Origin of the sequence: Spiroplasma endosymbiont of 'Nebria riversi', assembly GCF_018831625.1 — a bacterium.
GTDB lineage: Bacteria > Bacillota_I > Bacilli_A > Mycoplasmatales > Nriv7 > Nriv7.
The window spans coordinates 661,896-674,571 of the sequence record NZ_CP065193.1; the positions used below are offsets into that span (position 1 = coordinate 661,896).

Here is a 12,676-nt window from a genome sequence, read left to right on the forward strand (position 1 = left end):
TATGGTAATTGTTAAAAAGAGTCGTTACTCTAAAAATTATCAAAAAGTATCCCAAATGTTTGATAAAAATAAAATATATTCAATTGATGAAGCTGTTTCATTAGTTAAAAAAACTTCAATAACAAAATTTGATGCTACGGTTGAGTTAGTTTTTCTTTTAAATGTTGATCCAAGACATGCTGATCAACAACTTCGTGGAGTGTTAGTGTTGCCGGCAGGAACTGGTAAAAAACAAAGAATTTTAGTATTAACTAATAGTATGAATCAAGTGGCGATTGATAATAAAGCTGATTTTGTTGGTGGTAAGGATTTAATTGAAAAAATTCAAAAAGAAAATTGATTTGATTTCGATGTTATTATTGCAACACCAGATATTATGGCTGAATTAGGAAAGAATGGTAAAATATTAGGACCTAAGGGTTTAATGCCAAATCAAAAAACAGGAACGGTAACTACTGATGTGCAAAAAGCAATTGCAGAAATTCGTAATGGTAAAATTGAATATCGTGTTGATAAGCAAGGTAATGTTCATGTAATTATTGGTAAGGTTTCTTTTAGTGAAGAGCAGTTAAAGGAAAATTATCAAGCGATTTATGAAACGCTTAGAAAAGTTCGTCCCGCAGCCGTTAAAGGTGCTTATGTAAAAAATATTAGTATTAGCACTACTATGGGACCAGCGATTAAAGTTGCTATTGAGCATTAAAGATATAATATAATGTTTTAAAGTGGTAGAGAAGATTTTTCTCTACTATTTTTTTTATATTATTTTTACCATCTTTGCGATTAGTTAGTAGTATTGCTAATAACTGGTAATTTTGATATAACTATAATAAGTAATTATTTTAAGGTAATGCTATTGAGGTGTACATTCGTAATGAAAAATAATCAAACAAAGTATGATGTTATTATTATTGGAGCTTGATTTTCTGGTTTATCAGGAGTATCACGCTTAAAACCTTATAAGTTAAAAGTATTAATTTTATAAGCTGATGATGATATTGGTGGTTGTAGTTGAAATAAAGTTTTAGATGATGGAACAATAGTTGAATTAGGTGGTCAATGAGTTGGTTGACAACATCAAAGGATGTTATCGTTTATTAATAAATATAAGTTACAAAAATATACAACACCGCCTTTTCCGGAAGGTAAAACATTATTTCAATATAATGGTAAAATTATTGATGAGTTTCCTGAAGAGGCAATGTTATTAGTTAATAATTTTGATAACTTAACAAAAGAAATTGATTTAGAAAAACCGTGAATGCATCCTAATACTAAATTATGAGATAATATTACCTTTGAACATTGATTAGAAATGCAAGATGTAACAGTAGATGCTAAAAAAATGGTAGGAAGAATTATTGCTGGGGATTATTATCTCGTGATACTATTCATATTTCAATGTTGCAAGCATTATTTTATGTTGCTATTAATGCTGGATTTGATTGTGCTACCAGTTATGAAAAAGGTGCTCAGCATTATCGTGTTATTGGTGGTAGTTTTATAAAATTGCTAGAAAAATGGTTAGTGATTTAAAAGGAACAGATATTATTTTAAATGAACCAGTAACAGTTTTTAATTTTGTAGAAAACTCTTGATAAAATAAAAAAATCATCAACTTGATAATTTTAAAAGGCTTTTATGTAAAATTACTATTTTTACTTTAATTTTTTATACATTAAAATATAATACCGCTGTTTGTTGGTTTGGAGTTAAACCCTTATGTTGGTATTTTAATTTTCAGAGATTTAAATAATTTTGAATATTAGTAAAACCTAAACCATGATAATGAATTAAGGCTTCTTTAAGACTAGATTGTAATTTACTGATTTTATTTAAGTTACGATAACTAGCTTCAGGATTAATTGTTGTTTTAGTTACACATAAAGTAGAATTTGTTTTTAATTTTGTAGAAAACTCTTGATATTTATTGAATATACTTAATTTTAGGTATATTCAATAAATATCAAGAGTTTTCTACAAAATTAAAAAAATAACTTTATTTCATACTGATCGCGGTAATGAGTTCAAAAATAAAATCATTGATGAAATTTTAATAACCTTTAATATTAAAAGATCATTGAGTGCGAAGGCTTGTCCTTATGACAATGCTGTGGCGGCTGAAACAGCTTACAAAACTTTCAAATGGATAGGTTACAATAAGTTAGACCATATTTATGTAGACCTTCAAATAAAATAAAATTATTAAGAAAGCAGGAAGATAAAAATGGGGAAAAACTCATATTCAAATGAATTTAAAAAACAAATTGTTATGCTTTATCAAAATGGAAAAAGCATTGTTGAAATTATTAAAGAATACGGAATTTCAAAATCAGCCGTATATCAGTGAATTGAAAATTTTAATAATTTTGGGTCATTTAAAGTGCAAGATAATCGCACTGTCGAAGAAAATGAATTAATTTACTTGCGAAAAGAAAACCAACAATTACGAATGGAAAATGACATTTTAAAGCAAGCAACACTGATAATTGGCAAAAAATAGGAATTATTAACAATAATAAAGAAAAATATTCCGTGCTAAAAATGTGTCAAATATTAAAAATAGCAAAATCAACATATTATTATCAAACTAATAATTTTGTTAATTATGATGTTAATAACCATGAAGAAGAAGTTATCAGTGCATTTAATAAAAGTCGTAAAATTTATGGTGATCGTAAAATTTATGGTGATCGTAAAATTTATGGTGCTCGCAAAATTAAAGCTGTTTTAATGAGAAAAGATATTATCTTATCATGTCGAAAAATCAGATTCCTTATGATCAAAAATAATTTGGTTTCTAAATACACCAAATTAAAATATCGTAATCATAAAACAATGGTTAATAATGACCAAATTAGTAATGTTTTAAATCATCAATTTAATAACAAAAAACCTAATGAAGTTGTTGTTAGTGATTTAACATATGTGCAAGTTGGAGGAAAATGACATTATATTTGTTTGTTAATTGACTTGTTTAATCGAGAAATAATTGGCTATAGTGCCGGACCAAACAAAACCGCTGAACTAGTTCAACAAGCTTTTCATAAAATAACACGACCATTAAATAAAATAACTTTATTTTATACTGATCGTGGTAATGAGTTTAAAAATAAAATCATTGATGAAATTTTAATAACCTTTGATATTAAAAGATCATTGAGTGCGAAGGGTTTTCCTTATGACAATGCTGTGGCTGAAACAACTTACAAAACCTTTAAAACGGAATTTATCAAGGGTAAAAAATTTGAAAATTTAACACAATTAAAATGCGAATTATTTGATTTTGTTAATTGATACAATAATCTTAGAATACAGGGCAGTTTAAATTATTTAACGCCTGTTGAATTTAGAAAATGACAGTCTACATAAAAAGTGTCCAAAAAAGGGTTGCCATACCATTATTACGCGAAACTCCATAATAGCGTTCTACAATTTCAGCAACGCTACCATAAATGCCGACTAACTCATTGGTTTCACAATAATATATAACATAACAATATTTTTTAGCCATTTCGTACTTGTTCAAGATTTAATAACTAATTTAAATCAGTTTCTTTTAGTCATTCGGGAATAATATAATTAAAATTAATATCTTTATCAAGTTCAGATTTTTTAATATTTTCTAAAAATTTTTGTCGATTTTTAATTTTAACTTCTTCATACAAATTAATAATTTTTTACCCCTTAATGGTTGTAATTTTCTGTCCACCGTTGGTATCATACTTAATAACTTCATAATCATTTTCTGTAAAAATACCGATCACCATCTGATTTGCATATTTAATTGATGGGTATACTAGTTTGCGAGGAGCTAAAGAACTACCACCACTATTGGGAATTGATAGTAAAATCGCATTTGTTGTTTTGGCAACAATATATTTTTTATTCAAAAACAAATTTTTTAAGTTAGTCATTATTTATTAACCCCTCATATCAATAATTTTTTGGTTTTTGTAAAAAGATAATATATATCTCTCCTTATATAATATTTCCTAGTTAGCTAACATAGTTAACTATGTAAGAAATCTATGTTATCTCTCTTATGTTAAACTAAGTTATGTTAGCTAACTAGGTGCGAGAAATGCTCGAAATTACCAAAAAGCATTTTTAGGCACACCTAAAAAAGTGTTATCATATTTACAACACAATTTTTAGATAGAATTTAGTTTTTGTTCGAACAAGTTAATAAATTAATAAAGTTAGTTTAATTTTATTTAATTAAAATCCCTCCCTTAAAAAATTATTGTTAAGAGAAGTGGTCTTACTGGTCTAAAATGTCTGTGTTACCTTACATAATTTATAAATTTTTCTATTGAAATGATAAAAAGGAGTGTAAATTAATGATTAAACAAATAATTTTATAAATTAATGTAAGATGATAGCAATTAAAATAAATAGTTTAGAACTAGAATTAATCTTTCTAGTTTTTATTTTTAAGATAATTAAGATATTGAATGAAATTTTTAATCATTATTTGAAAATTTTATTTATTCTGTGGTAATAATTGAATAATAGAAAAAAATTCGTATATAATTACTGTGTAAATTGAGTTTTTTCTTATTTTAATAATTATCATGAAAAATAACTAGAAACTTAGAAACAAATAAAATTATAGAAGGAGTCAAAAGACGATGAAAGTTATTGCTATTGGTATTAACCATTCAGGGACCACCTTAGTTAGAACCTTAAGTCATTTAAGTAAACAAGATAAAAAGGATATTAAAATTGTGGCATACGATCGTAATGACAATATTTCTTTTTTAGGGTGCGGAATTGCTTTATGAGTTGGTGGTGAAATTAGTAAACCTGATGGCCTATTTTATGCAACGCCAGAGTTGTTACAATTAGAAGGCATTGAAGTTCATATGAAACATGAACTTTTGGCTGTTAATAATAAAGAAAAGAAAGTTTTAATCAAAAACTTAGAAACAAATGAAGAGTTTTTTGACACTTATGATAAGTTAGTTATTGGTGTTGGTACTTGACCAATTATTCCTTCAGTTCTGGGGCTTAAAAATGATGACGGTACTGTTAGTGCCGGTGTTAATATTGTTAAATTGTTTCAACATGCAAAACAAATTAAAGCAATAATTGATAATTCAGCAATTAAAAATGTTGTTGTTGTTGGTGCTGGATATATTGGAATTGAATTAGTTGAAGCTTTTAGTCGTAATAATAAAAAGGTAACTTTAATTGATATTGAAGATCGGATTATGCCGCGATATTATGATGAAGAGTTTACAACACCTGTTCAACAAAGTATGGAAAAAGCAGGTGTTATTATTCGTACAGGTGAAGCTGTTAAAGAGTTTATTAAAGAAAATGGTATTGTTACTAAAGTAATTACTGATAAAAATGAATATGCTGTTGATATGGTACTTTGAGCCGTAGGTTTTAATACCGAAACAAAGATTTTAAAAGATGTTGTTGAATTAGGAGCAAGGGGAGCGATTAAAACTAATAGTTATTTTCAAACTAGTGACCCTGATATTTATGCCATTGGTGATTGCGTTGCGGTTCATAATAATGCTACAAAAGAAAATGCTAATATTGCATTAGCAACAACTGCGGTACGAACGGGGTTAGTGACTGCTTTTAATATCATTAGGGATAATTCATTAACAAGTCCGGGATTTCAAGCTGCGAATGCGATTTCAGTATTTGGCTGAAAAATGGCAGGTGTTGGTGTTAGCGAAACAGTAGCAAAAATGAGTCAGATGGATGTTGAAGCAGTATTTTTTGAAGATAATGATCGTCCTGAATTTTTAGAACCGCATGTTAAGGTAAAAATTAAAATTGTTTGAGAAAAAGCATCTAGAAAAATTATTGGGGCACAAATTGCTTCAAAAGCAAATCATACGGAAGTTATTTATATGTTTTCTTTGGCAATTATGAAAGGTTTAACGATTGATGAGTTACCGTTAGTAGATATTTTCTTTTTACCGCATTTTAATAAACCATATAATTTTGTAACTTTAGCAGGTTTAAAAGCATTAGGGATGGATTATTTTCATCAATCAGTTGATGAAAATAATAATAATTAAGAACAAATTTTAGTTATGATTTATATTGAAAATAATAGTAAAAATCCTTATTTTAATTTAGCTCTTGAAGAATATTTAATGGAAAATTATCAGAATGATGATGATATTTTATTACTTTGACAAAATGATAATACAATTGTTATTGGTCGTAATCAAAATGCGTATGAAGAAATTAATGTTAAGCAAGTAAAAGCGGATAATGTCAAAGTAGTTCGCCGATTATCTGGTGGTGGTACTGTGTATCATGATGAAGGGAATTTAAATTTTTCTTTTATAAAAAAACGAAGTTCAAATTTTGTTAATAACTATTATCATTTTTTGCAACCAATAATTAGTGTTTTTCAAAAATTAGGATTATATGCTGAATTTTCCGGTAAAAATGATATTTTAATTGCTGGTAAAAAGATTTCTGGTAATGCTCAGTATGCAAATAGTAATAAAATATTACATCATGGAACAATTCTTTTTAATGTGGATTTATTAAAGTTAGGGGCATACCTTAATGTTGATCCATTAAAGATGCAGTCTAAGGCGATTAAGTCTGTGCAAGCACGGGTTACTAATATTTTGCCGCTATTAAAAGATAAAATTATGATTATGGAATTTAAAGCTTTGATTATTACTGAGTTATTAAAAGGGAAAAATAAAAAGGTTATTTTATCTTCTGAACAATTGGAGGAAATTAATAAATTAGCAATAGCGAAGTATGCATCATGAGAATGGAATTATGGTATTGCTCCTAAATTTCAAATTCAAAATAAGAAACTTTATGAGCATAAAGGAACTGTTACTGTTGGTTTAAATGTTAATGCTGGTATTATTACTGATATTAAAATTTCTGGTGATTTTATGGGTTATTATGGTACTGAGATTATTGAACAACAGTTAGTTGGTTGTAAGTATGATTATGATCATATTGCTGGGCAATTGCAAAATATAAATATTGAAGAAATTTTTGGAGTTAATTTTATTGCTTCGGAAATTATTGATTTAATAATTTAAGAAAGGAATTATTTAAATGTTTAATGATTATAGTGATTTGAAGTTTGAAGTATTTCAAATTATGAATGAAAAAAGTGAAATTGTTAAGCCTGATTTGATGCCAAAAATTAGTGATGAATTATTACTAAAAGCGTATCGTTTTATGTGTTTATCAAGAAAACAAGAAGAAATTCAAACTGAAATTAGTGAGGGTGCTAAAAATGTTAATTTTTTAGCATCAGCAGGACAAGAAGCAACCGAAGTGGGGTATGCGATTCATTTACGAAAAGGAATTGATTGATTAGTTCCGGCATATCGTAATAATGCTGCTTGAATTACAGCTGGTTTTCCGATTGAAAATATTTACTTGTATTGATTAGGAAATGAAGCAGGAAGTAAAGTTCCCGAAGATATTAACGTCGTACCAGTTAATATTCCAATTGGGACCCAATATTCCCATGCAACCGGAATTGCGTTTGCTGAAAAGTTTAAACAAAGTGATGGTATTGTCATTACTACGATTGGTGACGGGGGAACGAGTGAAGGTGAAGTTTATGAAGCAATGAACTTTGCTGCGATTCATAAATTACCCGTAATTTTTATGGTGGAAAATAATCAGTGGTCATTAACCACGCCACGAAAAAAGGCATCAGCAACGGCATCTTTAGCAATTAGAGGTGTGGGCGTCGGGGTTGCTAGTGCGCAAGTTGATGGCAATGATTTTTTTGCAGTTTATGCAATGGTTGAAAAAGCAATTGCTCGTGCAAAAGCTGGTGAAGGGCCAACCTTTATTGAAGCAATTACTTATCGGCGTTTTGCTCATTCAGCATCGGATATTAAAAAAGATTATTATGATCCGCAATTAGAAGCTGAATGATTAAAAAAAGATCCGCTTGACAGGTTAAGAAATTATTTAATTGCCAATAAAAAATGAGATGAAACCAAACAAAAACAATTAGATGTTGAAAATGAGGTATTAATTCGTAATGAAATTAATAGTGCAATGAATAAAAAAGATACAAAATTGGCAGATATTTTTCAATATACATATGCAAAAATGACACCACAATTAGAAGAACAATTAGCAGAAGCACAAGCATATTTTGCAAAGGAAGGTAATAACTAATGGCGCTATATAGTAATATTCAAGCATTAACTAATGCATTAGACATTGCAATGGAACGCGATAAGACAATAGTTACTTATGGTGAAGATGTTGGTTTTGCTGGCGGCGTATTTCGCGCAACGAGAGGTTTACAAAAGAAATATGGTGAAAATCGTTGTTTTGATGCACCAATTGCTGAAGCTAGTTTAGTAGGAATTGCTGCCGGAATGGCTTTTAATGGACTTCGTCCGATTGTAGAATTACAGTTTCAAGGGTTTGCTTATCCGGCGTTTCAACAATTATTTTGTCATATAGCTCGGTTTCGTAATCGCACAAGAGGAAGATTTACTTGTCCAATGGTTATCCGGATGCCAGTTAATTTGTGAGGTTTAAAAGGTTTGGAACATCATTCTGAAGCGATTGAAGCAATGTTTGCACATGTGCCCGGTTTTAAAGTTGTTATTTCCGCTAAACCTAGTGATGTTAAAGGATTAATGTTAGCTGCAGTGGAATGTGATGATCCCGTAATATTTTTAGAACCGTTAAGAAATTATTATACGCCCAAAGAAGAAGTTGCTGATGGACATTATACAATTGAAATTGGTAAGGCAAAACAAATTACTAAATGAGAAGCGAGTGATAACCCTGATTTAACAATTGTTACTTATGGACCGTTAGTTTATGATTGTGAATCTGCTGTTGCTAAATTGCAACAAGAAGGAATGAAAATTGAATTAATTGATTTAATGACAATTCATCCGTGAGATGAGGCAACAGTTGTTGCTTCTGTTAAAAAGACAGGAAGAATATTAGTGGTGCATGAAGCAGTTAAATCTTTTTCAGTATCTTCAGAAATTATTACGACAATTAATGAAAAATGTTTTGAATATTTACAATGTCCGCCAGCGAGATTAACAGGTTATGATGTGACTGTTCCTTTGTATCAAGGTGAACATTGATTTAAAATTACTGAAAAAAGAATTATTGATAAAGTAAAAATAATGATGACATATTTAGCTTAAGTGAGAAAGGAGTAGAGATATGATAAAATTTAAATTTTTAGGTCTTGATGGCGATATTAATGAAGGTCAAATAACACAAATTTATGTTAAGGTTGGCGATGATATTAAAAAAGGTCAAGATTTATTTGAGTTAGAAGCAGATAAACTTTCTCAACCAATAGTTGCTGAATTTGATGGTAAAATTGGTCAAATTAATTTTGCAATTGGCGATATTATTAAGGCCGGTGATGTCTTTGCTAGTAGTAATCCTAGTAATAATGTTCCTTCATCTAATAAGTCAGAAGAAATTATTAATAAACAAGTTTTATCAAATGTTATGGAAACTAATCCTGAAAAATCAAATAAGAAAGTATTGGCAACACCATTAGCGCGAAGAATGGCTCGTGAATTAGGGATTGATATCGAAACTATTAAAGGGACAGGACCTAACGGCAGAGTATTAAAACAAGATTTAGTAGGTGGGCATTCTTTATCTAGTGAAGCTAAATCATCAAAATTAGTAACAGAAAAACCGTTAGCGGTTGTTCCACCAATGCAATCTCGTGGTGATGATTTTTCTTCAAAGCCAGCATCACAAGCAGAACAGCGGGTAAAAATGACACCAACCAGAAAAGCAATTTCTAAAGCAATGAAAAATTCAGTATTTACAATTCCGCATACTAGTTTAATGACACAAGTAAATGTTACTGCTTTAGTGCAATTACGAGTACAATTAAAAATGACAGTTATTAAACCTGATTTTAAATTAACTTATATGCCATTTTTTATTAAGGCAGTTACGATGGCTTTAAAAGAATTTCCAATAATTAATGCCCGATTAGATGAAGTAACAGAAGAAATTGTTTATCATAATTATTATAATATTGGCATTGCTGCTGATACTGATGCGGGATTAATTGTTCCTGTTATTAAAGATGCTGATCAACAAGATATTTTTAATTTAGCTGTTGTTTACAATGACTTAGTTGCCAGAGTTAGAAATAAGAAATTAATTCCTTCGGAAATGAAAGATGGAACTTTTACGATTACTAATTATGGTTCTGTTGGTTTAGATTTTGGAACGCCAGTTATTAATTATCCCGAAGCAGCGATTTTGGGTATTGGGGCAATTAAAAAAACGCCGGTTGTTGATGACAGCGGCAATATCGTTGTTAATGATTTATTACCGTTATCAATATCAATTGACCACCGTATAATTGATGGTGCTGATGCCGGAAGATTTATGTTGCATTTAAAGAAATTATTAGAAGCACCAACTGCACTGCTAATTTCATATTAAGGAGAAAATAAATGGATAAATTTGATGTAATTATTATTGGTGGTGGTCCTGGTGGCTATGTGGCCGCCATTAAAGCAGCCCAAGTTGGTTTAAAAACCCTTATTATTGAAAAACAATGATGAGGTGGTGTTTGTTTAAATATTGGTTGTATTCCAACAAAAGCATTATTAAAAAGTGCTAAAGTTTTAAATTATTTTAAGCATGCTAAAATTTATGGTGTTGATGTTAATGCGACAACAATTAAACCTAATTGAGATGAAATGCAAATTAGAAAATCTGGGGTTGTTAAAAAATTAACCCAAGGTGTTGAACATTTATTGAAAAAAAATCAAGTTGAAAAAGTATTTGGTGAAGCTAAGATTATTGATAAAAATACTGTGAAAGTTAATGGTAAAAGATATGCTGGTAATAACTTAATTATTGCTACTGGTTCGGTATCACGAGTTTTAGATTTACCTGGTTTTAAAGAAGCGAAAGAAAATAATTTTTTAATTACTAGTCGGCAAATTTTATCATTAAAAGAAATTCCTAAAAAGTTAACAATTATTGGTGGCGGTGTTATTGGCATTGAGTTTGCTTTTTTATTTAGTACTTTAGGAACAGAAGTTACCATTGTTCAAGGAGTGGATAAGATTTTAGAATTATTAGATAATGATATTAGTTTAGAAATGACAAAAGTATTAAAATCAATGGGCGTTAAGCTTGAACTTAATGCTAAAATAACAGCGATTAAAGATAAAACATTAGTGTTTATGCAAGCGGGACAAGAAAAGCAACTTACTAGTGATTTTATATTAATTTCTGTTGGTAGAATTCCTGTAATTAATGGGTTAGAAGCATTAAATCTTGAATTAGGACCTAGAAAAAATATTAAAATTAATGACCGTTGTCAAACTAATATGGAAAATATTTATGCTATTGGTGATGTCGCTGCTGATAAGATGTTAGCTCATGTGGCATCAGCACAAGGAATTGTTGCGGTGGAAAATATTTTAGGTAAGAATAGTAAAATGGATATGGATTATATTGCGAGTTGTATTTATTCATTTCCAGAAATTGCTAGTGTTGGTTTAACAGAGCAACAATGTCAAGATAAACAATTACCGTTTAGTAGTTTTAAGTTTCCTTTATTGGGTAATGGTAAAGCATTAGCTGATGGTGAAATAACGGGATTTGCTAAAATTTTAGCTAATAAACAAACTGGTGAGATTTATGGGGCTCATATTATTTCGGGAACAGCAACGGATATGATTACGGAAGTGACAACAACAATGGTTAGTGAAGGAACAATTTATGAGTTGGCAAAAACAATTCATCCTCATCCAACTTTATCAGAAGTTGTGATGGAAGCGGCGCACGGAATTATTGATAAACCAATTCATGGTTAATTAAATTAAAAAAAGATAACACTGTTATCTTTTTTTAATTTAAAATTTTAATGAAAAGGAGAATTATTATGGCAGGACATTCAAAATGAGCAAATATTAAGCATCGTAAAGCGGCCCAAGATAAAATTCGTGGTAAAATTTTTCAAAAAATTTTGCACCAATTAAATACCGCGGTAAGAAACGGCGGGGTTAATGTTGAAACTAACAATCAATTGCGATTGCTCATTGAAAAAGCAAAAACAGTTAATATGCCTAAAGAAAATATTGACCGTGCTTTAAAGAAATTTAGTCAAGATAATAGTAATCTTAATTATGAAGAAATTATTTATGAAGGTTTTGTTGCGGGACATATTGCTGTTATGGTTGAATGTTTAACTGATAACCGTAATCGTACGGCGACTAATGTTCGGAGTATTTTTAATAAAGCTAAAGGAACATTAGGCGTTACTGGCAGTGTTCGTTATCTTTTTACTCGGGTAGGATTATTAGTTTTTACTAATAAGATGGTTAGTGTGGATGAAGTTTTTGAATGAGCTTTAGAAATTTTGGCTATTGATGTTAATAACGATGAAGGAACATTTATTATTACGACAACTGTTGATAGGTTTTGAATAACCAAAACCTTTTTAGAATCTAAGGGTGTTACCGCCTTTGATGTTAGTAAAATTATTTTTCAACAGAACAAAACAGTATCCTTAGAAAATAAAATTGCGATTGAACAGTTTTGACGGTTAATTAATTCCTTAGAAGCTGATGATGATGTGCAAAATATTTATTATAACTTTGTGGAAGATGATAATTAAAAAAGGAAATTATATTACTAATACGCAAGAACATTGCCGATAGTTGTTAGC

The 12,676-nt window shown here is 29.4% G+C and carries 12 protein-coding genes and 1 pseudogene; 11 read left to right on the forward strand and 2 right to left on the reverse strand.

The annotated features are described in order from the left end of the window. Position 1: 1 nt before the first annotated feature. From rplA to I5Q57_RS04320, 4 genes and pseudogenes are all read left to right on the forward strand, one after another. On the forward strand, positions 2 to 703 hold the full coding sequence (rplA, locus tag I5Q57_RS04310) for a 50S ribosomal protein L1 (RefSeq protein ID WP_215826974.1): 702 nt from the start codon (positions 2 to 4) through the stop codon (positions 701 to 703). A 381-nt stretch (positions 704 to 1,084) separates the two neighbouring features. Continuing rightward, positions 1,085 to 1,507 carry a flavin monoamine oxidase family protein gene (locus I5Q57_RS04315; RefSeq protein ID WP_215826975.1) on the forward strand — a complete coding sequence of 141 codons (423 nt, stop codon included), beginning with the start codon at positions 1,085 to 1,087 and terminating at the stop codon, positions 1,505 to 1,507. 459 nt (positions 1,508 to 1,966) lie between these two features. Then, positions 1,967 to 2,146, forward strand: a pseudogene (locus tag I5Q57_RS09360) (IS3 family transposase); the annotation flags it as partial. A gap of 81 nt (positions 2,147 to 2,227) precedes the next feature. Then, positions 2,228 to 3,372 (forward strand): IS3 family transposase gene (locus tag I5Q57_RS04320; RefSeq protein ID WP_215826976.1). Its coding sequence is split into 2 segments (ribosomal slippage): positions 2,228 to 2,468 and positions 2,468 to 3,372, totalling 1,146 coding nucleotides; the frame shifts between segments, so codons are not numbered across the junction. A gap of 167 nt (positions 3,373 to 3,539) precedes the next feature. Here I5Q57_RS04320 and I5Q57_RS09655 read toward each other — a convergent pair. Next, positions 3,540 to 3,668 carry a hypothetical protein gene (locus I5Q57_RS09655; RefSeq protein WP_256444886.1) on the reverse strand — a complete coding sequence of 43 codons (129 nt, stop codon included), beginning with the start codon at positions 3,666 to 3,668 and terminating at the stop codon, positions 3,540 to 3,542. 12 nt (positions 3,669 to 3,680) lie between these two features. Further along, complete coding sequence (locus tag I5Q57_RS04325; RefSeq protein ID WP_215826977.1) at positions 3,681 to 3,917, reverse strand: hypothetical protein; 237 nt, start codon at positions 3,915 to 3,917, stop codon at positions 3,681 to 3,683. A gap of 717 nt (positions 3,918 to 4,634) precedes the next feature. On the opposite strand from I5Q57_RS04325, the gene I5Q57_RS04330 reads away from it, so the two are divergent. The 7 genes from I5Q57_RS04330 to I5Q57_RS04360 all read left to right on the forward strand — a co-directional run bounded on the left by I5Q57_RS04330 (position 4,635) and on the right by I5Q57_RS04360 (position 12,625). Next, positions 4,635 to 6,047 (forward strand): FAD-dependent oxidoreductase, encoded by a 1,413-nt coding sequence (locus I5Q57_RS04330; protein WP_215826978.1) that lies wholly within the window; start codon positions 4,635 to 4,637, stop codon positions 6,045 to 6,047. Positions 6,048 to 6,062: 15 nt separating this feature from the next. After that, on the forward strand, positions 6,063 to 7,049 hold the full coding sequence (gene lplA / locus I5Q57_RS04335) for a lipoate--protein ligase (RefSeq protein ID WP_215826979.1): 987 nt from the start codon (positions 6,063 to 6,065) through the stop codon (positions 7,047 to 7,049). A gap of 16 nt (positions 7,050 to 7,065) precedes the next feature. After that, on the forward strand, positions 7,066 to 8,154 hold the full coding sequence (locus tag I5Q57_RS04340) for a thiamine pyrophosphate-dependent enzyme (RefSeq protein ID WP_215826980.1): 1,089 nt from the start codon (positions 7,066 to 7,068) through the stop codon (positions 8,152 to 8,154). Continuing rightward, positions 8,154 to 9,155 (forward strand): alpha-ketoacid dehydrogenase subunit beta, encoded by a 1,002-nt coding sequence (locus I5Q57_RS04345; protein ID WP_215826981.1) that lies wholly within the window; start codon positions 8,154 to 8,156, stop codon positions 9,153 to 9,155. The genes I5Q57_RS04340 and I5Q57_RS04345 overlap by 1 nt, the downstream gene beginning before the upstream one ends. Positions 9,156 to 9,174: 19 nt before the next feature. Continuing rightward, positions 9,175 to 10,434, forward strand: a complete 1,260-nt coding sequence (locus I5Q57_RS04350; RefSeq protein ID WP_215826982.1) for a dihydrolipoamide acetyltransferase family protein — start codon at positions 9,175 to 9,177, stop codon at positions 10,432 to 10,434. Between the two features lie 11 nt (positions 10,435 to 10,445). Next, complete coding sequence (lpdA, locus tag I5Q57_RS04355; protein WP_215826983.1) at positions 10,446 to 11,822, forward strand: dihydrolipoyl dehydrogenase; 1,377 nt, start codon at positions 10,446 to 10,448, stop codon at positions 11,820 to 11,822. A 68-nt stretch (positions 11,823 to 11,890) separates the two neighbouring features. Beyond that, complete coding sequence (locus I5Q57_RS04360; protein ID WP_215826984.1) at positions 11,891 to 12,625, forward strand: YebC/PmpR family DNA-binding transcriptional regulator; 735 nt, start codon at positions 11,891 to 11,893, stop codon at positions 12,623 to 12,625. The last annotated feature ends 51 nt before the right edge of the window (positions 12,626 to 12,676 follow it).